Origin of the sequence: Bradyrhizobium sp. ORS 285 (genome assembly GCF_900176205.1) — a bacterium.
In the GTDB taxonomy this organism is placed as follows: Bacteria; Pseudomonadota; Alphaproteobacteria; order Rhizobiales; family Xanthobacteraceae; genus Bradyrhizobium.
In genome coordinates, this window is the sequence record NZ_LT859959.1 from 7135093 (window position 1) to 7158517 (window position 23425).

The window sequence follows — 23425 nt, forward strand, 5'->3', positions numbered from 1 at the left end:
GGCGCGCCTGATGGTTCGAGGCGGCCGGCTCGCGCCGCCAAAAATCAGCGGACGCCGTAGCTTTCGAACTCGCGGACGACGTTCGGATCGATCGCCTTGGCATTGGCGATGTCGAGCGCGCCCTCCTGCGCCGCGCCATTGCGCTGCTTGGCGAGGCCGCGGCCATACAGCGACGACGTCAGCCGCGGATTGACCTTCAGCGCGGCATCGAAATCGGCGATCGCATTCTTGACCGCGCCGCTCTTGAGATTGACGAGACCGCGGCTGTCGAGCGCGTCGACGAAATTCGGCCGCAGCCGCAGCGCCTCGTTGCAATCCCGCAACGCCGGCTGCAGCTCGCCAACCACGGTACGGGCCCAGCAGCGATTGTTCAGCGCCTCGACGTCCTTCGGATTGATCCGGATGGTCTCGTCGAAGTCGCGGATCGCCTGCGCATAGGCGCCCTTGCTGGCATAGACCTGGCCGCGCTTGTACAGCGCTGCCGCGTCGTCCGGATTGGCCGCGATCTTGGCGGTCAGGCTCTTGATGGTCGGATCGTCGGCCAGCGGATCCACCGGCACATTGGCGGTGGGCGAATTGGTCGGCGTGGGCGTGGGCGTCGGGATAGGCGGAACCGGCGGCAGCGGCGGCGCCAGCTCCGTCTTAGGCGGCGGCGGCGGAGGTGGAGGTGGCGGCGGTGGCGGCGCTGGTGTCGGCGTCGACGTCGGTGTGGGGGTCGGCTGCGGCGTGTTGTCGGCCGTGACGGTCGGGCGCGGGCCGCCGGTGCCGGGCACGAAGGAGAAGTCTTCCGCGAGCGACGACGAGATCCACGGCACCTGCTCGCTGCGCGAGGCGCGCGTCACGCCGACGCGCGTCCTGTTCAGCGTCTCCTCCGCGGTGAGGTCGGGAACACGGATCTCCTTCAACAGCTCCTGCACGAACAGGCTGCGGTCGCGGCCGGTGTCCGACACGACAGTAGACAGCGCCGCGGAGTACATGACCAGAGTACCACTCGGCGCGATCACCGGCGCGAGCCCGGACGAGGCGGTGCGGAAGCGACGCTCATAGGGATTGCGGCGGGACGCATCGAGCAGCGCGATCTTCACCCCGGCGCCGCGGCTGTTGATCTCCTGCAGCACCTGCTCGAGGCTGATGCCGTCGCGGCGCACATCGGCCTCCTGCCAGATCTGCGCATCGACCGGAATCATGTAGCTGGTGCGGTTCGACTGGATGCCATAGCCGGAGAAGAACAACAGCGCGACCGAGCCGGGCTTGATCTTGCCATAAAGCCGATCGAGGCCGCGGCGCATCGCGTCGCCGGTGGCATTCTCCAGCGTATCGACGGTGAAGCCGTCGCGCTTCAGCTCGTCGGTGAGGTCGCGCGCGTCGTTGACGGGTTCCTTCAACGGCGCTTCGGCATCGGGATACTTCGCATTGCCGATGACCAGGGCGAAGCGGTCGCCGGCCGCGCGCGCGGGGCCAGACCACGCGACTGAGAACATCAAACCGAGCAGCAACAGCAGGCGAAGCGTCATCACGATGGCGGTCCAGCGGTCCAGCAAACAGGCGCCGTCCAGCTTGCGCCGCGGCGACCATATCCCACGCGTCAGGCATTATCAAATCGCCGTGACGACACGTCAACCGCTTGCCGCAGTTGAAGAATCGCCAGAGCGGGCGGATGTCGCGGCCGTCCTTCGATCGCTACGCCCGCCATGGTGCAACGGAGCGACGGAGCCGACGGTGAGCGGCCTCACACTGTGTCGGCGGGGCCCGCGATCCGGTTCGCTTCAGGCCGCGATTGACCGCGGCGCCCGGCGGTGGCTCGATATGGGCGTCACGCGAACGACGAGACCAGCCTCATGGGGAATGCCGAGATCTACGCGCTGCGCTATGCGACGATGTCGCAGCGCACGCTGCACATGAACTTCCTGCAGCCCGATCCGCACGACAGCGCGGCGCAGGACCTCGATTATTTCGTCTGGCTGATCCGCAGTGACGGCCGCGACATCCTGGTCGACACCGGCTTCAATGCCGCGGAGGCGGCTGCGCGCAGCCGCAAGCTCCGCTGCAACCCGGTCGATGCGCTGGACGCTTTCGGCGTCAGCGCCGCCGACATCCGCGACGTCATCGTCACGCATCTGCATTACGACCACGCCGGCAATCTCGACCGCTTCCCCAACGCGCGCTTCCATGTGCAGGAGCGCGAGATGGCCTATGCGACGGGACGCTGCATGTGCAACGGCCTGCTGCGCCACCCGTTCTCGGTCGAGCACGTCACCACCATGGTGCGCCACATCTATGGCGAGCGCGTCACCTTCCACGATGGCGACGGCGAGATCGCGCCTGGAATCACCGTGCACCGCGTCGGCGGCCATTCCGACGGCCTGCAAGTGGTGCGCGTCGCCACCGCCCGCGGCCCGGTCGTGCTCGCCTCCGACGCCACCCATTACTACGCCAACCTGCAGCGCAAGAGCCCGTTTCCGATCGTCTACAACATCGGCGACATGGCGAAGGGCTGGGACACCATCGAGCGCCTCGCGGGCCATCCCGACCGATACATTCCGGGGCACGATCCGCTGGTGACCGAGCTCTATCCGCGCGTGAGCGAGACGGCCGATGCGTATGCGCTGCACGTGGCGCCGAAGCGGTCGTTTGCGAAGTCATGATGCTTGCCAGACCGATGCATCCATGAGCCCGCAGCCGCGCGTCACGTCCTCGACTACGTAGGGTGGGCAAAGGCGCGCCGCACGCTATCGCAGCGGGCACATTCTTGAGCGCGCCGTGCCCACCATCGGCATCACGGATGCGAATGGTGGGCACGGCGCGCGATATGTTTGCCGCTCAACTAACAACATCGGGCGCGCCTTTGCCCACCCTACGGACCGAATGCGAGCAGCAAGCGCGCTGCCAAATACAGCGCCCTCTTCCCCAAGGCGAAGCAAAGCTTCGCCAGGGTGGGAGAGGGCATGTTCGGCTTATCCGCGCACGCGGTTGGGTGAGGGGTCTCTCTCCGCGAATAGCGCTTGTGGAGAGATACCCCTCACCCGAGCGAGTTTGTTGCTCGAGTGTGCATGCCCTCTCCCCCTGGCGAAGCTTTGCTTCGCCTTGGGGAAGAGGGCGCAGTCATTGGCACCGCGCTGTATGCGGCACTGTTAGTTATTGACCCCACAGCCGTCGTCCAGGGTAAGCGACGAGGCGCGACAGTGCGGCGTGGCGCCGACCTGGGACCCATACTCCGCGGCGGTTGTGGTTAGGGGACTCTAACGGCGCGCCTGCCCCAAACTGCTTCCTGGGGTTATGGGTCCCGGCTCAGGGCCGGGACGACGGCGAAGGTTGGCGAGGCGGCTGGGCTCCATCGAAGCGGGTTGGCTTCATTGGAGGGCGGTGAACTTCGCAGCAACAACGCGCCGCTCAGCGCAGCTCCACCACCGCCTTCTTCGACAGATGCTGGCCGAGGAAGGTCGCGTCCCAGTTGGTGAGGCGGACGCAGCCGTGGGATTCGGTCTTGCCGACCTTGGAGGGCTCGGCGGTGCCGTGGATGCCGTAGCCGTTGCCGATGGAGAGGCCGATCCAATAGGAGCCGACGGGGTTGTTGGGGCCGGGCTTGATGGTGAAGGGCTTGCGCGCCTTCACGCCCTTGAACTTGTAGTCGGGGTTGTAGCGGTAGTTCGGATTGGCATCGATCGAATCGACCTTGAAGCTGCCGACCGGCGTCGGCTTGTCGTCGCTGCCGACGGTGGCGGGAAACACCGCCACCGGCTTGCCGTCCTTGTCGAAGGCCTGCACCGTCTCGGTCGCCTTGTCGATGTCGAGCCTGGTGATCTCCGGCACCGTCTCGTCCGGCTTGAGCACGTTGGCGACGGCGATCTCCTCGCCTTCCTTGTCGAACTTGCTGTTGGGATTGAGCGCCGTCAGCAGCGACTCGCTCATGTGAAACTTTTCCGCCAGCGCCTCGCGCGGCGAGGTGTAGCCGAGCCGCGGCAGGTCCTTCATGTCCTCCATGCGCTTCGGCAGCTTCTTCAGGAACGGTTCCTTCACGTCGTTGCGGGTGATCTTATAGGTGACGATCGCCGGTGCCTGGTCCTGGCGCAGCGCGTCCCACAGCTCCGGCGTCAGCTTCGATCCGCTCGGCTGGCCCTTGGCGCGGGCGAAGGCGTCGAGCGCCTTGCGGGCGTTGTCGCCGAAGCGGCCGTCGATCTCACCCGGCGAGACATGGGCGCGGTCGAGCAGCACCTGGGCGCGGATCGCCACCGGATCGATCTTCTCCTCGACAGGCCCGCGCTTGCGCAGCTCGGCGCTGTTGACAGCGTCGGCGGTCAGCTCCGCGGCGCGGGCGGGCATCGCGAGCGCAGCAAGGAGCAGGAGCGGTATCCAGGGCCGAAGCATGATTCGTGATCCTATCAGGCGGGAAACGGCATCAACGTGGCGGCGGGGGATAAGTTCGGACTGATGGCTGTGGGCGCTGAACGTCACCAGGGGCTGCCGCGACTATGCAAGAAGACGGGTCTGCTGGCCCGGCGGCCGCGCGTCTGCTATCTGCCGCGCAAGGCCAGCTCGATGAATGGGTCTCAAGGATCGGTTCGCATGGGAAAGTCCGGACTTGCCATTATGGCCATCGCCGTCATGGCGCTGACGCAGGCGGCGGCCGCGGCTGACAACGCCGACGCGCCGAAAGGCGCCGCGGTCAGCGTGCTCAAGGCCAGCAAGGCGTGCTTCGACAATACGGTCGAGGTGTCCGGCCTGGTGCTCGCCCGCGACGAGACGGCGGTGCGGCCGGACCGTCCGGGGCTCAAGGTGGCCGAGGTGTTGGTCGATGCCGGCGACACCGTCACGGCGGGACAAAATCTGGCGCGGCTGACGCCGCCCGAGGGCGGCACGATCATGATCCAGGCGCCGGTCGCCGGCACCATCCTGACCTCGACCGCGACGATCGGCGCGTTCGCCTCGGGACGCGGCGAGGCGCTGTTCTCGATCATCGCCCGCAACGAATACGACCTGGTCGGGCTGGTGCCGTCGGCGCAGATCGGCAAGCTCGCGGTCAACCAGACGGCGCGGATCCGCATCGTCGGCGCCGGCGAGCTCGACGGCAAGATCCGCCGCGTCGCGCCGACCGTCGAGCCGAACAGCCAGCTCGGCCAGGCCTTCATCGCCATCACCGGCACGGCGAAGCTGCTGGCCAATTCGTTCGGCCGCGCGATCATCAAGATCGGCCAGAGCTGCGGCGTCGCGGTGCCGCTGACCGCCATTCTCTACGACGCCGACGGCACCGTCGTGCAGGTGGTGCGCGCCCAGCGCATCGAGACCAAGCGCGTCGAGATCGGCCTGATGGCCGGCGGCCAGGTCGAGATCAAGGACGGCCTCGCCGAAGGCGACGTCGTCGTCTCCCGCGCCGGCGCGCTGCTGCGCGAAGGCGACCCGGTGCGTCCGGCGATGGCGAGCAATTGAGGGGCGAGACGTTGCCGGGCTGACGGGTACGGCGCCACCCTCCTTTGGAGAAGGAGGTCGACGCGCGGTTGGTGTGGAGCGTCACGCGGGAGGTGGTTGTGTCTCGCTTCACCACCAAACCAGCTATCTGATAACTGCTATCCTTACGGCGACTAACCTGCTGCCGGCGAGGCTGATTGACACCGTAGCCAACGAAGATTGGCAAGCGATGAGGGCGGATGCCTGCCGCCCCTTAGGCCGAAGCTGCTTATGCCTCCTCCTGGACCCGAGTGCTACAAGCACGGCGCCCCGCCGATCCAGCAGGTAAATCACATAAGCGATTAGCTAGTGCCAGTTGCGGCTGGTCGGTGCAGGAACCTCACCGGTTGCTTGCTTGGCGGCGCTCACGAGCTGCTGGGCAAGCATCGCTTCCAGCATCGTTTCCAATGCGCTAACATCGGGTGCGCCGGCGTTCAATTGCGCATCGGCCGCCTCGAGCGCGTCATAGTACGGCCTCTTATTGCCAGCGATCTGCTCGGGGATAGTCGGCGCACCCGGCAACAAGCTGTCCAGCTTGATGCTCATCACCACATAGGACACTGCACGGGCTGTTCGGCCATTGCCGTCGGCAAAAGGATGAATCCAGTTAAGTTTCCAGAGCACATACGCCGCGAGATGCAGTGCTGAAGCCGTGGCCCAGTTGTCATTGACGTAATCGCAGAGATGTTCGATTTCCTCAGATACGAACGCAGCTTCAGGGGGTTGGTGCCTGCTGCCCTGGATTGTAACGGGAGTGTTTCGCCACGTCCCCGCAAGCGGATGGATGCCAGCAAGCGCGGCCGTGTGCAGTTGAAGGATCTGACTCGAACGCAGGCGGTAAACCCTCTCCTTGTCCTTCACAAACGAACGAATCATTTCCAATGCGAGATCGAACTGGCGAAGGCCGTTCTCGGCCTCGCGCCTTGCGATTTCATCAGGATCATTGAGGAGCGGTGCGGCCTCGGCTACGCTGTGCCTGTCCTCAACCACGACCGTTTACTCGCGGCCATACAGCTTCTTATCGAGGTCGGCAACCATTTGGCGCGTGATCCGCTCATTCTCGATGTTGGTATTGCCATAGGCAAAGCTACGGCGCTGTTCGCCGAGTTGGTCGGGGGTCATCTCAATCTGGCGAGCGCGCTCAACAAGTTCTTTCAGATCATTCGTCATTGAGCATTCTCCTGCCGTCAACCGATCATAGCGAACGCTGTACGTTCTTGTAAAGTTCCCAATTTCCCGTAAAGGAACCGTACGCGTGCATGAAACATCTATGTGACTCGGCCGCCGAAGTCATCGGCTTACGACGAAAGATTTGGGTTTGTGGCAGACCCTACTCCGAGCGCGGCGCGTTCAGCGCCGCCAATCCTAGTCAAGAGTAAACTAGCGCCCACGCACGTAAGAGCTGGTGATCTTCCCATCACACGCTTCCATCAGGAGCCGACGTTGCTCGCGATCTGCTCCTGCGGTCCACATACTGGCAGCGTCTTTCAGGGGTGATCCCGTCGGTGAAATCGAGGATCGAAGCAGCAACGTGCTTCGTGATCTGCCCTTACGGAGTCATGATACTTTCTACGATGACCGTGTGGGTACCCTCAGGCAGCGGGCACGTAACTGAGGTGCGCCGGAAGGCGTAGAAGCCGTAAATTTCTGAATCCGGGATACAATGGGGACGGAGGAGAACCTCAGCTGCCCGCGTTCGCCACGTCGGCGCTGAGGCGGACGTCCTCGACCAGCGAGGACGACACCATCGGCACCTGCTCGCCATCCGTGCTGCGCGCGATGGCGTTGCGGGTCTTGGTGAAGACGGCCTCCGCGCTTGGGCTACGGCCGAGCTGGTTGAGCAGCTCGGAGACCAGCATGCTGTTGCTGCGATCACGGGGGTCGTCGAGCACCTTGCCGGGCGTGGCCGACGACAGGATCAGCGCGTTGGCGGGGGCATTGATCGGCGCCAGCCCGTGCGAATAGGAGCGGAAGCGGCGCTCATAGGGATTGCGGCGGGAGGCATCGACCACGACCAGCTTGGCGCGGGCGCCCTGCTCGCGCACGGCGTCGAGCAGACCCTCGATGCTGGTGCCCTCGCGGCGCACGTCGGATTCGCGCCAGATCTTGGCGTCGACCGGGATCATGTAGCTCTCGCGGCCGGCCTGGATCGCGTAGCCGCCGAAGAACAGCATCACCACCGAGTCCGGCCTGATGCGCGAGGTCAGCCGCGCGACCGCACGCGCCATGTCCTCCTTGGTCGCGTCCTCGACGACGTCGACGTCGAAGCCATCGCGGCGCAGCGCGCCGGTGAGCGCGCGCGCATCGTTGATCGGCTGCGCCAGCGGCGCATTGGCATCGGGATAATGCGCATTGCCGACGACGAGCGCGAGGCGCGCGGCGTTGCCGGACGTGGCGGTGCTCTGCTCGGTCGCGGCCGTCTTGCCGCCGTCGGGCACGCGCTTGTTCAGGGCAGCATGCGCGCCGAGCGCGAGCGACACCGTGCACAGAAGCGCGGCGGCGATCACGGCCGAACGGCGAGAGAGAGAAGTCTGCCCTGCGGTCATCACGTCAATCCTGGTCCGAGCCGATCCAGTCGGTCCAAAGGGTCGCACCCTTTGGTCGCGCCGGCGCCTCTGAGGTTTGAGGGGTTGCGAGACGATGTGTCGTCGAATTGCGCGCAATTTGCGGCGCCGCAACGAAGAAAGGCTTAACCCGATCACGCCACGAGGGCAACATCGGAACACCATTGACTTATCAAGCACTTGGAATTTAAGGCAAATTTAACCATGGCACCGATCTCCAAAGGACCCCGGCGGGACCGCTCGGCGGCCACATTGCCGCCAAATCCACAGCCCGCGCAGTGATGCCGGTCACGTTGTCTTTGGCCGCGCCGCATGTCAGTTTGAACGTCAATTTCATCGGTGCATGCGCGTGACGAGCCGTTTGCCGGCGTTTCGAGCAGCACATGCCGTCCGTCCCGCCCCGAACCCGCGAGTCCCGACGTTGAGTTTGCAATATTTCGCCGGAGCGGCCTGTCGCGCGCTCATGGCCCGGAAGGATGGCCCCTCGCTGTACGAGGTCTGCGATCCCATCCTGCGCCAGCCCGGCCACGGTGACCCGCATCTGTCGAAATTCTATCAGACCGCGCTCGGCAACCCCGCGCTGCGCACCCTGCTGCGCCGCGCCGGCCTGCCCGAGCTGAACGATCCCGTTCGCCTCAATGCGCTGCGCCAGGCACTGGTTCTGGCCCGCGACAATCCGACGCCGGACTGGGAGGCGGTCGGCCGGCCGGTTGCCGAACTGGTCGACAGCGTGGCCTTGAGCCACCCGGCCCCGCCGCGCCGGACCGGCACCGTGGCGATGCCGCCGGCCGGCGAGATCGACCGGGTGATCCGCGGCTGCGGCGCCGACCTGCTCGGCTCGTTCGGCCGCAACGGCTTCATCCCGACCTACGCCGCGTTCAACCTGATCGGCGATCCCGATATGAAGGGGCGCGAGGTCACGATGGCGCTGCAGGGGCTGGACGCGCGCGGCTACAAGAACTCGACCTTGCTGTTCAACCTCGCCCGCGTCTTCATTGCCCGCTCGCCAGCCGCCGCGGTGATCAATCCGCCCTGGCGCGGCATCGCCGAGCCGATGTGGGAGCCGGTGCAGATCCGGCACCGCTCGGCCTATTACGACGCGTTCTTCACCGAGGCGCTGCTGAGCTATCTGGAGACGGGCCTCGCCTCGTCAGAACAGACCGGCGCAGCGCGCGGCGCGATTTCGGCGATGGTCGAATTCTGCCTCAAGACCAGCCGTGAGGAGGTCCGCGGCGCCGACGGCAACAGCTACAACGTCGTCACTGCACTGGCGCCGCACCCGCATCCGCGGTTCTCGCGCTTCTTCACCCAGATCAAGCAGGACCTCGGCTTCGGCGTCTACGTGCCGGATTGCGACACAACGGCGTGCTCCTTCTCCGCCGCGACGCAGGCCGGCTCCGATGATCCGATCCTCGACCAGCCGCTGGTGGATTTCTATGCCGGCTATCAGGTGCGCGCGGGCAGCAACGAGCCGCGCGTGACCGTGCCGATCAACGACAATATCGACTATGAGGGCGGCGTCGCGACCTGGATCGACAGCATGGCCGGCGAGCGGCCCTACGGCAACGACCTCGATCCGACCTTGAATCTCGACGTGCTCGAGGTGTCGTTCCGCAACCTCACGCGCTGGCAGATCCTGGAAACGCAGGCGCGGCTGGACTTCGTCCGGTGCATCATCGGTTTCCAGCTGCGGCTGGTGACGAGCGGCGCCTTCGCCGATCCGCGCGCGCACATCTATTATCTACCGGAGCTGTACTGCGCCTATTTCGGCCGCTGCTATCACGCCTTCATGGCGCTGCCACCGGCCGCACGGCAGGCGATCGACCCGGATGGCGCGTTCGAGCTGATCCGCGTGCGCGTGCTGGCCTATGTCGAGGACGAACTGGTCGGCCGCGAGATGAACCCGTTCGACGCCGCGCTGGCGCTGATCGCCCTCGGCCATCTCGGCGGCAATGCCGCGAGCTTCGCGCCGGCGGTGCATTGCATCGTCGCAAGCTTTGGCGAAGGCGGCCGGCGGCATCCGTATCGCGCCTATGAATGGAACAAGATGAAGACCCCCACGCGCATTCTGGTGGGTGGCCCGGAGGTCACCTCGGCCTTCGTGCTGATGGGCTTGGCGCTGGCGCGGCGGGTGTCCGTGCGCTGAGTCGAGCCTTCAGCCGCAACGACGGTCAGCTCCCCTCCCCCTTGCGGGGAGGGGAGCGCACCGCCGCCGTGGTTAACAGGCCCGCTTTCTCAATTTATCAGCCCCACCATCGCGCGAAGTTGAGCAATTCAGGTAATCACGGCGCTGGAACCGCGGGACAATCCGCCGCACAATCACGGGAATTGTCCATCCCAAGGATGACCCGCGCCCGTTCATGTCGATGAAACCCGCTCTGCTCGCGCTACTCCTGCTGCTCCCATCCGTCGCGTCCGCCGCCGACATCACCGGCATCGCCAAGGTCCGCGAAGCCGATAATGTCGTGATCGGCACGACGCGTGTCCGGCTCGGCGGGATCGATGCGCCCTCGGTCGATCAGCTCTGTCTCAACCCGCATGGCGAGCGCTGGACCTGTGGCGTCGCTGCGCGGGACGAGCTGATCAAGCATGCCGACGGCAAGAGCTGGGTGTGCCATCCGCGCTCGATCGACCGCAGGGGACGCCAGGTGGCGCGCTGCGATGTCGATGGCGAGGACATCCAGAAATGGCTGGTGCGCAACGGCTGGGCGCTGGCCTACCGCACGATCTCGCACGACTACGAGCCTGACGAAGCCGAAGCGCGCGCCGCCAAGGCCGGGATGTGGCAGGGCGCGTTCATCGCGCCGTGGGACTGGCGCGTGCGCAACAAGAAGACCACCATCCTCGGCGCGACCAAGCCGCCGGAGGGCGCGCGCAACATCCTGCTCGCCTCGGCATCGGGCCCCGTCGCGCCCTCGCCGGACTGCACCATCAAGGGCAACGTCAACGGCGCCGGCGAGTGCATCTATCATACGCCCACCAGCCGCTGGTACGCGCAGATCAAGATGCATGTCGCCAAGGGCACGCGCTGGTTCTGCTCGGTCGAGGAGGCCGAGGCCGCCGGCTGCCGCGAGACCCGGCGCTAGACCCGGCACGCAGGCCGGCGGGCATGCCAGCCCCCCGGCTTCTCCGGCTTTCCTTATGCCGCCGCGCCACGTAAAACTGCCGTGAAGCTACCTTGGGTCCGCCGCGTGCCAGGACCCGTCTCCATCCCAATCGCAAGACCACATCGCCTGAGGACATTGACAATGACCGTTCGCGCGGGCCGGGAGTTTCTGGCCATTCCGGGACCCACCACGATGCCCGACGAGGTGCTGCAGGCGATGCACCGCCCGGCGCTCGATATCTACTCCAAGCAGATGGTCGAGCTGACCGACGGCATCATGTCCGACCTCGGCAGGCTGTTCGCGACCAAGGGCAAGACCTACATCTACATCGCCAACGGCCACGGCGCCTGGGAGGCCGTGCTCTCCAACGTACTGTCGCGCGGCGACAAGGTGCTGGTGCTCGAGAGCGGCCGCTTCGCGATCGGCTGGGGCAATGCGGCCAAGGCGATGGGCGCCGAGGTCGAGGTTCTCCGTGGTGATTGGCGCCGCGCCGTGCGCCCGGCCGAGGTCGAGGCGCGGCTGCGCGCCGACAAGGAGCACACCATCAAGGCGATCGTGGTGGCGCAGATCGACACGGCCTCGGGCGTCGTCAACGACGTCGAGGCGATCGGCCGTGCGGTCAAGGCATCAGGTCATCCCGCGCTCTACATGGTCGACACCGTGGCCTCGCTCGGCTGCATGCCGTTCGAGATGGACGCGTGGCACATCGACGTTGCGATGTCCGGCTCGCAGAAGGGCCTGATGACCCCGCCCGGCCTCGGCTTCGTCGCGGCGAATGCGCGTGCGCTCGAGGCGCACAAGCGCGCCAATCTGCGCACGCCGTATTGGGACTGGAGCGAGCGCGAGGGCGCCGAGCATTATCGCAAATATGGCGGCACGGCCCCCGTGCACCTGCTGTTCGCGCTGCGCCAGGCCATGGACATGCTGTTCGGCGAAGGACTGCCGCACGCCTTCCGTCGGCATCAGTTGCTCGCCGAGGCCGTGCGCCGCGCGGTGGCGAAGTGGAGCGAGGGCCAGGTGATCGGCTTCAACATCGAAGACGCCGCGGAACGCTCCAACACCGTGACCACCGTGCTGGTCGGCGAGGGCTATGATCCCGCCGTGCTGCAGACCTATTGCAAGGAGCAGTGCGGCGTCGTGCTCGGCACCGGGATCGGCGATCTCAGCGGCAAGGCCTTCCGCATCGCCCATATGGGCCATGTCAACGCGCCGATGGTGCTGGGCACGCTCGGCGTGATCGAAATGGCGCTGGTGGCGCTGAAGATCCCGCATGGCCGCGGCGGCCTCGATGCCGCGATCCAGTGGCTCGGCGAGAGCGTGACCCCGTAAAGGACCACATGACCGACAGCAGCACCCAGGCGCCGGTGGCGCCACGCCGTCCGTATTCATTCACCCGCCACGGCATCACCGTGAGTGACGAGTATGCCTGGCTGAAGGATGCGCGCTGGCAGGAGGTGCTGCACGATCCCACGCTGCTCGATGCGGACATCCGCGCCTATCTGGAGGCCGAGAACGGCTATGCCGAGGCCGTGCTCGGCCACACGGCGCCGCTGCAGAAGACGATCGTCGCGGAGATGCGCGGCCGCATCAAGGAGGATGACTCCTCGGTGCCGTCGCCGGACGGTCCCTACGCCTATTTCCGCAAGTACCGCGAGGGCGGCCAGCACGAGCTGTTCTGCCGCACGCCGCGCCATGGCGGCGCGGAGACGATCGGGCTCGACGGCGACGCTCTCGCGCGGGGCCATGAGTATTTCAAGTTCGGCGGCAGCCGGCATTCGCATGACCACAAGCTCGTGGCGTGGAGCGCGGACACCAAGGGCTCGGAATATTTCACCATCCGCGTGCGCGACTGGGACGGCGGCGATGATCTCGCCGACATCGTCGAGGAGACCGACGGCGGCGTCGTGTGGTCGCGCGACTGCAAGAGCTTCTTCTACGTCAAGCTCGACGACAACCACCGCCCGATGCAGGTGTGGCGGCACAAGCTCGGCACCAAGCAGGCCGACGACGTGCTGGTGTATGAGGAAAAGGACACCGGCTGGTTCACGCATGTGCACGAGTCGACCTCGGGCCGGTTCTGCGTCATCGCCGGCGGCGACCATGAAACGTCAGAGCAGCGGCTGATCGACCTCGACGCGCCCGAAGCGCCGCCTCGCCTGGTCGCGGCGCGCGAGAACGGCGTGCAATATTCGATCGCCGATCGCGGCGACGAGCTGTTCATTCTCACCAATGCGGACGGCGCGATCGACTTCAAGATCGTCACCGCGCCGCTCGCATCGCCCGAGCGCGCCAATTGGCGTGATCTCATTCCGCATCGCGCCGGCATCTACGTGCTCGACCACGATCTCTATGCAGGCCATCTGGTGCGGCTGGAGCGCGCCAATGCGCTGCCGTCGATCGTGATCCGCGATCTCAAATCCGGCGAGGAGCACGCGATCGCTTTCGCCGAGGGCGCCTATTCGCTGGATGCGATGGGCTCCTACGAGTTCGACACGACGAACCTGCGCTTCGCCTATTCGTCGATGACGACGCCGTCGGAGGTCTGGGATTACGACATGGTGACGCGCGCAAAGACCTTGCGCAAGCGGCAGGAGATTCCGTCCGGGCACAATCCGGCCGACTACGTCACCACGCGCATCATGGCCAAGGCGGAGGATGGAGCCGAGGTGCCGGTGTCGCTGCTGCATCGGCGCGACTTCAAGGTCGACGGCTCGGCGCCGCTGCTGCTGTACGGCTACGGCTCCTACGGCCACGCGATGCCGGCCTCGTTCTCGGCCAACCGGCTGTCGCTGGTCGACCGCGGCTTCGTCTATGCCATCGCGCACATCCGCGGCGGCACCGACAAGGGCTGGGGCTGGTACCTCGACGGCAAGCGCGAGAAGAAGACCAACAGTTTTGACGATTTCGCAGCCTGTGCGCGCGCCCTGATCGCCGCGAACTACACCAGCGCGAAGCGCATCGTCGGCCATGGCGGCAGCGCCGGCGGCATGCTGATGGGCGCGGTCGCCAACCGTTCCGGCGAATTGTTCGCCGGCATCGTCGCCGAGGTGCCGTTCGTCGACGTGCTCAACACGATGCTCGACGACACCCTGCCGCTGACGCCGCCGGAATGGCCCGAATGGGGCAACCCGATCGAGAGCGAGAAGGATTTCCGCACCATCCTGTCCTACTCGCCCTACGACAACGTCGCCGCCAAGGACTATCCCGCCATCCTCGCGATGGCCGGGTTGACCGACCCGCGCGTCACCTATTGGGAGCCGGCAAAATGGATCGCGCGTCTCCGCGCGACGATGACCGGGGGCGGCCCGGTGGTGCTGCGCACCAACATGGGTGCCGGCCACGGCGGCGCCTCCGGCCGCTTCAACCGGTTGGATGAGATCGCCATCGTCTATGCGTTCGCGCTGTGGGCGGTGGGGCTGGCGGATCGGACGGCGTGAGCGGCGGCCGCAGTGAGATGTGTGCCGGGATCGCGCCTCGCCACCGGTGTCGTCCCGGCCTTGAGCCGGGACCCATAATCACCGCCGGTGATTGTTGAGCACGCTGGAGCTACGTCCTTCGTCATCACGCCGCCCTGTGGTTATGGGTCCCGGCTCAAGGCCGGGACGACAGCGGAGGGTGTCGCCGCTCTCGCCTTACCAACGGGCGGGACGACAACGGAGTGCGTGACCGCTACCTGTTGTTCTTCGCCCGCCATGCCGCGAAATCGGCCGGTGTTTGCGGGTCGGTCGCGGGATAGAGGCCGAGGATGGAGCGGCCTTGCGCGACCTGCTCGGCGACGAAATCCTCGAACGCGGTCATCTCGAACGTCTCGTCCGCGATCTCGTCGGCGATGCCGGCGGGGATGACGATGACGCCGTCGGAATCGCCGAGGATGACGTCGCCGGGAAACACCGGGGCATCGCCGCAGGCGATCGGGCCGTTGATCTCGATGGCATGATGCAAGGTGAGATTGGTCGGCGCGCTCGGGCGCTGGTGGAAGGCGGGGATGCCGAGCTTGGCGATATCGGCCGCGTCGCGAAAGCCGCCGTCGGTGACGACGCCGGCCACGCCGCGCTGCTGCAGGCGGCTGACCAGGATCGCGCCCGCGGACGCGGCGCGGGCATCCTTGCGACTGTCCATCACCAGCACCGCGCCGGGCGGGCAGTCTTCCACGGCCTTGCGCTGCGGATGGCCGCGGTCGCGGAAGACCTCGATGGTGTTGAGATCCTCGCGCGCCGGAATGTAGCGCAGAGTGAAGGCCTCTCCGACCATCGTCGGCTGCTCTGGACTGAGCGGATGGACGTTCTGGATGCACTGGATGCGCAGGCCGCGCTTGAACAGCGCGGTGGCGACGGTGGCGGTTGAGACGGTCTTGAGCTTGTTGCGGGTGGCAGTGCTGAGTTTGGTCATGTCTAGGGCTTGCTCGCTGCGCTCCCCTCCCCCTTGTGGGGAGGGCAACCGGCCGCGTACGCGGCCGGCTCTGTTAAGAGACGCCGAAGCAAAGCTTCGGCTATGGGGTGGGGGATCCACATCGGCAGTGTCGCTTGGGGTACCCCTCTCCCCAGCCCTCCCCCACAAGGGGGGAGGGAGCGCACCACGGTTGAGGTGAGAGTTCTGCCTCTCGCGGCCATGAACTAATAGATTGCCGGCTCCTTCACGGGCGCGCCGAAGCTCGTCTCAAGGAAGTCGAAGTCGCAGCCGTCATTGGCCTGCTTGATGTGGCGGGCGAACATCCAGCCGTAGCCGCGCTCGAAGCGCGGCGGCGGCGGCGTCCAGGCGGCGCGACGGCGGGCCAGCTCGTCCGTGGGCACGTCGAGATTGATGGTGCGCGCGGCAACGTCGAGCGTGATCAGGTCGCCATTGCGCACCAGCGCCAGCGGACCGCCGATATAGGACTCGGGCGAGACGTGCAGGATGCAGGCGCCGTAGCTGGTGCCGCTCATACGCGCGTCGGACAACCGAACCATGTCGCGGACGCCCTGTTTCACCAGCTTGGTGGGGATCGGCAGCATGCCCCATTCCGGCATGCCCGGGCCGCCCTGCGGCCCGGCATTGCGCAGGATCAGCACGTGGTCGGCCGTGACGTCGAGATCGGGATCGTCGACCGCCTTCTTCATCGAGGGATAGTCGTCGAACACCAGCGCCGGTCCGGTGTGCTTCAGGAAGCGCGGTTCGCAGGCCGAGGGCTTGATGACGCAGCCGTCGGGAGCGAGATTGCCCTTGAGCACGGCGAGCGCGCCTTCGCGATAGATCGGGTTCGACTGCGGGCGGATAACGTCGTCATTGTAGACGCCAGCGCCCTTGATGTTGTCGCCGAGCGTCCGGCCGTTGACGGTGACGCAGTCGAGATGGAGATGCTCCGTCATCCGGCTCATCAGGCCCGGAAGCCCGCCGGCGTAATAGAAGTCCTCCATCAGATAGGTGTCGCCGCTCGGCCGGACATTGGCGAGCACCGGCACCTTGCGGCTGGCCGTTTCGAAATCGTCGAGGCCGATATCGGCGCCGGCACGGCGCGCCTGCGCAATCACATGGATGATGGCATTGGTCGAACAGCCCATCGCCATCGCGACCGCGATCGCGTTCTCGAAGGCTTGGCGCGTCTGGATCTTCGACGGCGTCAGATCCTCCCACACCATGTCGACGATGCGGCGGCCGCATTCCGAGCTCATGCGGATGTGCTCGGCATCAGCCGCGGGAATCGACGACGCGCCAGGCAGGGTCATGCCGATCGCTTCAGCGATCGCGGTCATGGTCGACGCCGTGCCCATGGTCATGCAGGTGCCGTGGCTGCGGGCGATGCCGGCCTCCATCGCATTCCAATCGCTGTCCGACAATTTGCCGGCGCGGCGCTCGTCCCAGTACTTCCAGGCGTCGGAGCCGGAGCCGAGCGTCTTGCCCTTCCAATTGCCGCGCAGCATCGGCCCGGCCGGCAGATAGATCGCCGGCAGGTTCATGCTGGTGGCGCCGAGCAGCAGCGCTGGCGTGGTCTTGTCACAGCCACCCATCAGCACGACGCCGTCCACGGGATGGCTGCGCAGCAGTTCCTCGACGTCCATCGCCAGCATGTTGCGATAGAGCATCGTGGTCGGCTTCAGCAGCGACTCCGACAGCGACAGCGCCGGCAGCTCGATCGGGAAGCCGCCGGCCATCAGCACGCCGCGCTTCACGTCATCGACGCGCTGCTTGAAATGCATGTGGCAGGGCTGCGCATCGGACCAAGTGTTGACGATGGCAATGACCGGGCGGCCCTTCCACTCCTCCTGGGCATAGCCCATCTGCATCACGCGCGAGCGATGGCCGAACGAGCGGAGATCGTCGGGCGCGAACCAGCGCGCGCTGCGGAGCTGATCGGGGGTCTTCTTGTGGCTCATGATTGCGTTCCCCAGGTCAGCACGGTCCGGCGCTCGATGGTGCGGAAGATCAGGTTCTCGACCACGAGGCCGATCAGGATGACGGTCAGAAGGCCGGCGAACACAGCGGGAATTTCGAGCAGGTTACGGTTCTCGAAGATGAACCAGCCGAGACCGCCCTGCCCAGAGGACACGCCGAACACCAGCTCGGCCGCGATCAGCGTGCGCCAGGCGAAGGCCCAGCCGATCTTGAGGCCGGTGAGGATGGCGCCGAACGCTGCGGGAATCAGGATGCGGATCACGTAGGAGAAGCCGGTGAGCCCGTAGTTGCGGCCGACCATGCGCAGCGTGTTCGACACGCTCTTGAAGCCCGAGTGGGTGTTGAGCGCGACCGGCCACAACACCGAGTGGATCAGCACGAAGACGAGACTGCCGCTGCCGAGCCCGAACCAGATCAGCGCCAGCGGCAGCAGCGCGATCGCCGGCAGCGGGTTGAACATCGCGGTGACGGTCTCGAGGAAATCGGTGCCGATGCGGGTGGAGATCGCGAGCACGGTCAGGATGGCGGCGAGGGTGATGCCCGCGGCATAGCCCATGAACAGCACCTTCAGCGAGGTCCAGGCGCGCATCGGAATGGTGCCGTCGCGCACCTTCTCCCAGAGCGCTGCGATGGTGTCGGAGAAGGTCGGGAAGAGCAGGGGATTGTCGAGATAGCTGCCATAGGCCTGCCAGATCGCCGCGAGCACGACGATGATCAGGCTCTTGCGAACGAAGCCATCGTTCCACAGCAGCTCGAGCACACTCAGTTTGCGCTCGACATCGGCAGGCCCCGCGCTTGCCGCCGACGTATCGCGCAGGATGATCTTGGCGTCAGCCATGTCCGGGCCTCCTCAATGCGCCGTTGCAGGTTCGGAGAACAAGAGATCATGGATCTGCTTCTCCAGCCGCGCCGCGCTGCCGTCCTCGGCCGAGACCTTGTCGACGTCGATCACCTCGGCCTTGACGCGACCGGGATGCGGCGACAGCAAGAGGATGCGGTTGCCGATCTTGATGGCCTCCGCGATCGAGTGCGTCACGAACAGCACCGTGAACTTGGTCTCATTCCAGAGCTGCAGCAGCTCGTCCTGGCAGGTCCGCCGCGTCAGCGCGTCGAGTGCGGCGAACGGCTCGTCCATCAGCAGGATGTCGGGCTCCATCGCCATGCCCCGGGCGATCGCGACGCGCTGCTTCATGCCGCCCGACAATGTGTGCGGATAGGCATCGACGACGCGCGTCAGCCCGACCTTCTCGATATAGGCGCGCGCCCTGCTCTCCGCCTCCTTGCGCGGCATGCGCCGTGCCGTCAGCAGCGGGAACATGACGTTGGCGAGCACGGTCTTCCATGGCAGCAGCTGGTCGAACTCCTGGAAGATCATCATGCGATCGGCGCCGGGCCCGATGATTTCGCGGCCGTTGATGCGCATCCGGCCTTCGCTCGGCTTGATGTAGCCGCCGACGGCCTTGAGCAGGGTCGACTTGCCGCAGCCCGACGGGCCGAGCAGCACGAAGCGGTCGGAGCGGTCGACGGAGAAGCCGACCCGCTCGGTCGCGGTGATGACCGCGCTGGGGGTCTTGTAGCGCAGCGTCACGCCATCGACATCGAGAAGCGCGGACATCAGTTGCCCTTCAGATCATGCGCGACCGGAAGATAATAGTCGGTCCACGCCTTCGGCTGGGTCTTGATGGTGCCGATCTTGGCGAGATGCGCGGCGAACTTCATCGTGCCCTGCGGCTCGAGATTCCACTCCATCATGCCGGGCTCCTTGAGCCAGGCCAGCAGATCCTCGACCGAGGTCTTGTCGCCGGTGATCTCCTTGTAGATCTCGACCGCCGTCTTGGTGTCGCTGCGGATCAGGTCCTGCGCCTCCTTGGTAGCGTCGCGCACGGCCTGGATGATCTTCGGATTGGCGTCGGCGAACTTCGTCGTGGTGAAGAACTGCGCCTGGCTGAGCGGCCCGCCCATCACGTCCGGCGAGTTCAGCACGACATGCGCGCCCGGCACGTTCTTCATTTCCAGGAACGTGTAAGGCGGGATCGAGAAGTGGTTGTGGACCTCGTGCTGCGGATTGGTCAGCGCGGTGTAGGCGTCGGGATGGCCGAGTTGCACCGTGTTGGCGTCGAGCTTGTTCCACTGGTCGGCGCCGAACGCCTCGGCGGCGGCGATCTGCAGCACGATGGCCTGGGTCGAGACCTTGACCGTCGGCACCGCGATTTTGTCGGTCGGACCGAAATCCTTGATCGACTTGATGTTGGGATCGCGGCTGATCAAGGTCATCGGCTGCGCCGAGGTGGCGACGATGCCCTTCACGCCCCCGCGGGTGCGGTCCCACAGCAGCAGCAGATTGCCGGTGCCGGTGTTGAGGATATCGACGCTGCCCGACAGCAGCGCATCGGTCTGCGCGCCTCCTCCGGAAAAGGTCAGCCATTTGGTGGTGACGCCGGGCAGCCCAAGTGCGGCGGCATGCTTCTCGATCAGCTTGTTCTTCTCGATGATGTGGCTCGGCATGTAGAAGATGCCGGGCTGGCGTGACAGCGACACCTCGGTCTTCTGCTGCGCATCTGCCCGACCATTCCAGATGGCCGCAACGAGCAGCGTCGCCAGCAGACCGGCGGCCCGTGGGACCGAGCGCCCGAGTTTCTCCAACATGCGACATCCCTCCTTCGCGCGCCGGCTCCTTCTTGACGGCCGGTCTACAGATGCACTAATGCATTAGTGCATCTCTGACAAGCGCTGTTCGTCGCCTGCGACATTCCAGCCGGACGTCCGCCCTCATGGCCCTGCCCGCGACGCCACCTGCCTCCTTCCCGCCCGAACGGCTCGACCCGAGCCGGCGCGCGGCTCCGCAGGTGTTCGAGCGGCTGCGCGACCAGATCATCGGGCTGGCGCTGCCGCCGGGGGCGCCGCTGTCGCGTACCGCGCTGCAGTCCGAGTTCGGCCTGAGCTCGACGCCGATCCGCGACGCGCTGATGCGGCTGGCCGAGGAAGGGCTGGTCGACGTTTTCCCGCAGCACGCGACGCTGGTCAGCCGCATCGATGTCGGCCGGGCGCAGCAGGCGCAGTTCCTGCGGCAGGCGCTGGAGCTCGAGATCGTCCGCCTGCTGGCGCTGGCGCCGGCCGCCGCTCCGACCGATGACCTCTATGCGCTGATCGCCCAGCAGCGGCGCTTCGCGAAGGACGGTGACTTCGCGTCCTTCACGGTGGTCGACAACGCCTTCCACGAACGGCTCTACACCGCCGCCGACAAGCACGAGCTATGGACGCTGGTGCGCAGCCGCAGCGGCCATATCGACCGTCTCAGGCGGCTGCATCTGCCCTCGCCCGGCAAGGGGCAGACCATCCTGCGCCACCACAAGCAGATCGTCGACGCCATCGCGGCCGGCCGGCCGGACGAGGCGCAGGCGCACCTGCGCGAGCACCTGACGGGCACGCTGAGCGATCTCGCCACCATCCGCAGCCTCTGGCCTGACTATCTCAGCGGCTAGCGCCGGCAGATCGACGCCGCCGCAACCTCAGGCCACCCCCCGGCGCGCCTGCCCGGCGCTGGTGCGACGTTCAGGGCCGCGGTAGTTCGGATCGTCCGCGACGCGCCGGTCGAGCGCGCCACTGCGCAGCCTGACGAAGAACTCCTGGACCTCGGCCGCGAGATTCTCGGCCACGCGGGAGACGTTGTTGGACGCACTCCGGACATTGTCCGCCGACTGGCTGGTCTCCTCGATGGCGGCGCTGACGGTGGAGATGTTGGAGGCCAGCGTCTTGCTGCCTGACGCCGCCATCTGGACGTTGTGCGAGATCTCCCGCGTCGCCGCGCCCTGCTCCTCCACGGCGCTGGCAATGGCGGTGGTCACGTCGGCCATCTGCCGCATCGCGGTCGAAACCTCCTTCACCGAAGAGACCGCGTTGCTGGTCGAGCTCTGGATGCCCTGCACGTGCTGGCTGATCTCCTGGGTCGCCTTGGCCGTCTGCTCGGCCAGCGACTTCACCTCCTGCGCCACGACCGCGAAGCCGCGGCCCGCCTCGCCGGCGCGCGCCGCCTCGATGGTTGCATTCAGCGCCAGCAGATTGGTCTGCGCCGCGATGGCCTGGATCAGGTCGACCACGGTCGAGATGCTCTGCGCCGCCTGCGCGAGCCCCTCGATCTCGGCCTCCGACCGGGCGGTCGTGGCATTGGCGTTGCGCACCGTGGCGTTGGACAGCTCGATCTGCCGGCCGATCTCGACGATGGAGCTCGTCAGTTGCTCGGCGGCGGCAGCGACCGTCTGCACGTTGACGGCGGTCTTTTCCGACGCGCCTGCCGCCGACGCGGCCTGATCGGTGGCGTGACCCGCGATCCCCGTCAGCGACTCCGCCGTGTTCCTCATCACGCCGACATTGTCGTCGACCTCGGACAACAGCTCCGTCGACTTGATCCGGAACGCCTCGACCGCCGCTTCCATGTTGCGGTTCATCGCCTCGCGCGCTTCGGACTCGCGCATATAGTTGGCCGAGGCCTGCTGCTGGGCAATGACATTGTCGCGGAATTTCGCGACCGCCTTCGAGACGTCGCCGATCTCGTCGCCGCGGCCGGCGGTGTTGAACTGGACCGTCGTGTCGCCATCGGACAGCCGGGCGGAATCCGTCACGAGCTCCCGGATCGGCCGCGTGATCGAGCGCGCAACGGCGATCGCAATGCCCACCCCCAGCGCGAGACCAACGGCGAGCAGCGTCCATTCCGCGAACAGCAAGCCCTCGATCGTGGCGGCGACGTCAGCCGAATCCTTGACCAGCACGTCCTGCTGGTTGGTCTTCAGCCCGCCGCCCAACGTGCCATCGGCGCGGCTCTTGCCGTCCAGCAGTTCGAGAAGCTTGTTGGCGCGTGGCGCCGCCTCGGTCGCCAGCAGGAACACGGCGACGTTCCACTGCGGCGACTGCCGGATCGCAAAGATCCTGTCCGGCAGCGACGCCAGTGCCTCGCTCGCCTTGGCGACCTTGTCGTAGGCGGCCTTTTGCGACGGCGTCAGCAGGCCGGATTGAGCTGCAATGATCGCGACCGCGTTCCTGTAGTTGGTGTAGGGACCGGCGAACTTGTCGCGATCGGCGGCATCGCCCGAGGCGACGTAGAGGCGGAGCTGCGAGCCCGCCGCGGCGAGATTGCCGCGCAGGTCGGCCATCGTCTTCAACAGACGCTTGCGCTCGGGCGTCGCCTCGAGTCCGTTCTCCTCGTCGATCATCTTGGTGACCTCGGCGAACATCGTCGCGATCAGCGGCGAGGCTTCGGCCGCGAGCAGCTTCGTCGCCGGATACGCCTCAGCCGTGAAGGCCACCGCTTCGGCCTTGTCCTGGGCGGCCCTGAACTCAGCCAACATCGGCTTGGCCTGGTCCCACAATGCGCGGTTCTCCGCGAGCCGGAAGCCTGTGGCCAGACGGTCGAATTGCTGGATCGTGTTGTCGAACTCCGCCCACAGCGCAGCGCGGCGCTGCTTCATGGCCGGATCTCCGGTGAGCAGATAGCCGCGGAGCGCCGCGAGCGTCGCGTGCAGATCGGCCACCAGCTGGGTACTGCTGATCGCCACGGGCGATCTGAGATCGACGATCTTGCGAAATTTCTCCGAGACATCGGAGACCGCCCAGGCCGAGTAGCCGACGGCGCAGCCGAGCAACATGCAGATCAAACCAAAGCCAGCGAGCAGCCGGCTTTGAATCTTCACGTTGGAAACCAAGCCAAACATTATATCCCCCAAACATTCCAGACCGCCCGGCGCAGGGCCGGAGCGGCCAACTCACGCAATCGTCCTCGCTCGCCCGCGATCCCATCCCAAATCGCAGGTCTTCGACAATGTGCGGCAGGGCCGTGCATTCGGCCTTGACTGCCGAGCACAAGCACGGCGGGAACTTCCTTGACTTTTCTATCGACCGCATTAAGCGACTGTGAAGGGCCCCGGCCGTACAACTACGGCGCGAGTGCCT

18 protein-coding genes are annotated in these 23425 nt (G+C 66.2%); 7 read left to right on the plus strand and 11 right to left on the minus strand.

What is annotated here, in order from left to right; all coding sequences use genetic code 11:
- Positions 1-44: 44 nt before the first annotated feature.
- On the minus strand, positions 45-1514 hold the full coding sequence (locus BRAD285_RS32015) for a caspase family protein (protein WP_035646484.1): 1470 nt from the start codon (positions 1512-1514) through the stop codon (positions 45-47).
- A gap of 324 nt (positions 1515-1838) precedes the next feature.
- Between BRAD285_RS32015 and BRAD285_RS32020 the strand changes: the two genes are divergently transcribed.
- A complete protein-coding gene (locus BRAD285_RS32020; RefSeq protein ID WP_035646467.1) occupies positions 1839-2645 on the plus strand; it encodes an N-acyl homoserine lactonase family protein in 807 nt (268 codons plus the stop codon).
- Positions 2646-3390: 745 nt separating this feature from the next.
- Here BRAD285_RS32020 and BRAD285_RS32025 read toward each other — a convergent pair.
- Positions 3391-4365, minus strand: coding sequence for a L,D-transpeptidase (locus BRAD285_RS32025; protein WP_006612075.1), 975 nt, complete (start codon positions 4363-4365; stop codon positions 3391-3393).
- Positions 4366-4563: 198 nt separating this feature from the next.
- Here BRAD285_RS32025 and BRAD285_RS32030 point away from each other — a divergent pair, with 198 nt between their 5' ends.
- Complete coding sequence (locus BRAD285_RS32030; RefSeq protein WP_006612076.1) at positions 4564-5424, plus strand: efflux RND transporter periplasmic adaptor subunit; 861 nt, start codon at positions 4564-4566, stop codon at positions 5422-5424.
- 324 nt (positions 5425-5748) lie between these two features.
- Here BRAD285_RS32030 and BRAD285_RS32035 read toward each other — a convergent pair whose 3' ends face one another.
- From BRAD285_RS32035 to BRAD285_RS32040, 3 genes are all read right to left on the minus strand, one after another.
- Positions 5749-6432, minus strand: coding sequence for a Fic family protein (locus tag BRAD285_RS32035; RefSeq protein ID WP_006612077.1), 684 nt, complete (start codon positions 6430-6432; stop codon positions 5749-5751).
- Positions 6433-6438: 6 nt separating this feature from the next.
- Positions 6439-6612, minus strand: coding sequence for a hypothetical protein (locus tag BRAD285_RS35950; protein ID WP_006612078.1), 174 nt, complete (start codon positions 6610-6612; stop codon positions 6439-6441).
- Between the two features lie 512 nt (positions 6613-7124).
- Positions 7125-7988, minus strand: a complete 864-nt coding sequence (locus BRAD285_RS32040) for a caspase family protein (RefSeq protein ID WP_035646470.1) — start codon at positions 7986-7988, stop codon at positions 7125-7127.
- A 439-nt stretch (positions 7989-8427) separates the two neighbouring features.
- On the opposite strand from BRAD285_RS32040, the gene BRAD285_RS32045 reads away from it, so the two are divergent.
- The 4 genes from BRAD285_RS32045 (at position 8428) to BRAD285_RS32060 (ending at position 14550) form a co-directional block, all read left to right on the plus strand.
- Complete coding sequence (locus BRAD285_RS32045; RefSeq protein ID WP_006612080.1) at positions 8428-10152, plus strand: hypothetical protein; 1725 nt, start codon at positions 8428-8430, stop codon at positions 10150-10152.
- A gap of 214 nt (positions 10153-10366) precedes the next feature.
- Positions 10367-11092, plus strand: coding sequence for a thermonuclease family protein (locus tag BRAD285_RS32050; RefSeq protein ID WP_006612081.1), 726 nt, complete (start codon positions 10367-10369; stop codon positions 11090-11092).
- Positions 11093-11254: 162 nt separating this feature from the next.
- Positions 11255-12442 (plus strand): alanine--glyoxylate aminotransferase family protein, encoded by a 1188-nt coding sequence (locus BRAD285_RS32055; protein ID WP_006612082.1) that lies wholly within the window; start codon positions 11255-11257, stop codon positions 12440-12442.
- 8 nt (positions 12443-12450) lie between these two features.
- On the plus strand, positions 12451-14550 hold the full coding sequence (locus tag BRAD285_RS32060) for a S9 family peptidase (RefSeq protein WP_006612083.1): 2100 nt from the start codon (positions 12451-12453) through the stop codon (positions 14548-14550).
- A 232-nt stretch (positions 14551-14782) separates the two neighbouring features.
- Here BRAD285_RS32060 and BRAD285_RS32065 read toward each other — a convergent pair whose 3' ends face one another.
- The 5 genes from BRAD285_RS32065 to BRAD285_RS32085 all read right to left on the minus strand — a co-directional run bounded on the left by BRAD285_RS32065 (position 14783) and on the right by BRAD285_RS32085 (position 20128).
- Positions 14783-15502 (minus strand): ribonuclease activity regulator RraA, encoded by a 720-nt coding sequence (locus BRAD285_RS32065; protein WP_006612084.1) that lies wholly within the window; start codon positions 15500-15502, stop codon positions 14783-14785.
- A gap of 224 nt (positions 15503-15726) precedes the next feature.
- Positions 15727-17463 (minus strand): L-arabinonate dehydratase, encoded by a 1737-nt coding sequence (gene araD, locus BRAD285_RS32070; protein WP_006612085.1) that lies wholly within the window; start codon positions 17461-17463, stop codon positions 15727-15729.
- Positions 17460-18320 (minus strand): ABC transporter permease, encoded by an 861-nt coding sequence (locus BRAD285_RS32075; protein WP_006612086.1) that lies wholly within the window; start codon positions 18318-18320, stop codon positions 17460-17462. The genes araD and BRAD285_RS32075 overlap by 4 nt, the downstream gene beginning before the upstream one ends.
- A gap of 12 nt (positions 18321-18332) precedes the next feature.
- Complete coding sequence (locus BRAD285_RS32080) at positions 18333-19097, minus strand: ABC transporter ATP-binding protein (RefSeq protein ID WP_006612087.1); 765 nt, start codon at positions 19095-19097, stop codon at positions 18333-18335.
- A complete protein-coding gene (locus BRAD285_RS32085; RefSeq protein ID WP_006612088.1) occupies positions 19097-20128 on the minus strand; it encodes an ABC transporter substrate-binding protein in 1032 nt (343 codons plus the stop codon). The genes BRAD285_RS32080 and BRAD285_RS32085 overlap by 1 nt, the downstream gene beginning before the upstream one ends.
- A gap of 125 nt (positions 20129-20253) precedes the next feature.
- On the opposite strand from BRAD285_RS32085, the gene BRAD285_RS32090 reads away from it, so the two are divergent.
- Positions 20254-20964, plus strand: a complete 711-nt coding sequence (locus BRAD285_RS32090; protein WP_006612089.1) for a GntR family transcriptional regulator — start codon at positions 20254-20256, stop codon at positions 20962-20964.
- Between the two features lie 27 nt (positions 20965-20991).
- On the opposite strand, the gene BRAD285_RS32095 is transcribed toward BRAD285_RS32090, so the two are convergent.
- A complete protein-coding gene (locus BRAD285_RS32095; protein ID WP_006612090.1) occupies positions 20992-23187 on the minus strand; it encodes a methyl-accepting chemotaxis protein in 2196 nt (731 codons plus the stop codon).
- Positions 23188-23425: the final 238 nt, after the last annotated feature.

What these genes read in the sequence shown, in the direction of transcription:
- BRAD285_RS32020 (WP_035646467.1), top strand. Translation starts at nt 1,839, where the DNA reads ATGGGGAATGCCGAGATCTACGCGCTGCGCTATGCGACGATGTCGCAG.
- BRAD285_RS32040 (WP_035646470.1), bottom strand. Translation starts at nt 7,988, where the DNA reads ATGACCGCAGGGCAGACTTCTCTCTCTCGCCGTTCGGCCGTGATCGCC.
- BRAD285_RS32085 (WP_006612088.1), bottom strand. Translation starts at nt 20,128, where the DNA reads ATGTTGGAGAAACTCGGGCGCTCGGTCCCACGGGCCGCCGGTCTGCTG.
- BRAD285_RS32065 (WP_006612084.1), bottom strand. Translation starts at nt 15,502, where the DNA reads ATGACCAAACTCAGCACTGCCACCCGCAACAAGCTCAAGACCGTCTCA.
- BRAD285_RS32055 (WP_006612082.1), top strand. Translation starts at nt 11,255, where the DNA reads ATGACCGTTCGCGCGGGCCGGGAGTTTCTGGCCATTCCGGGACCCACC.
- BRAD285_RS32080 (WP_006612087.1), bottom strand. Translation starts at nt 19,097, where the DNA reads ATGTCCGCGCTTCTCGATGTCGATGGCGTGACGCTGCGCTACAAGACC.
- BRAD285_RS32050 (WP_006612081.1), top strand. Translation starts at nt 10,367, where the DNA reads ATGTCGATGAAACCCGCTCTGCTCGCGCTACTCCTGCTGCTCCCATCC.
- BRAD285_RS32025 (WP_006612075.1), bottom strand. Translation starts at nt 4,365, where the DNA reads ATGCTTCGGCCCTGGATACCGCTCCTGCTCCTTGCTGCGCTCGCGATG.
- BRAD285_RS32015 (WP_035646484.1), bottom strand. Translation starts at nt 1,514, where the DNA reads ATGACGCTTCGCCTGCTGTTGCTGCTCGGTTTGATGTTCTCAGTCGCG.
- BRAD285_RS32075 (WP_006612086.1), bottom strand. Translation starts at nt 18,320, where the DNA reads ATGGCTGACGCCAAGATCATCCTGCGCGATACGTCGGCGGCAAGCGCG.
- BRAD285_RS32060 (WP_006612083.1), top strand. Translation starts at nt 12,451, where the DNA reads ATGACCGACAGCAGCACCCAGGCGCCGGTGGCGCCACGCCGTCCGTAT.
- BRAD285_RS32095 (WP_006612090.1), bottom strand. Translation starts at nt 23,187, where the DNA reads ATGTTTGGCTTGGTTTCCAACGTGAAGATTCAAAGCCGGCTGCTCGCT.
- araD (WP_006612085.1), bottom strand. Translation starts at nt 17,463, where the DNA reads ATGAGCCACAAGAAGACCCCCGATCAGCTCCGCAGCGCGCGCTGGTTC.
- BRAD285_RS32090 (WP_006612089.1), top strand. Translation starts at nt 20,254, where the DNA reads ATGGCCCTGCCCGCGACGCCACCTGCCTCCTTCCCGCCCGAACGGCTC.
- BRAD285_RS32030 (WP_006612076.1), top strand. Translation starts at nt 4,564, where the DNA reads ATGGGAAAGTCCGGACTTGCCATTATGGCCATCGCCGTCATGGCGCTG.
- BRAD285_RS35950 (WP_006612078.1), bottom strand. Translation starts at nt 6,612, where the DNA reads ATGACGAATGATCTGAAAGAACTTGTTGAGCGCGCTCGCCAGATTGAG.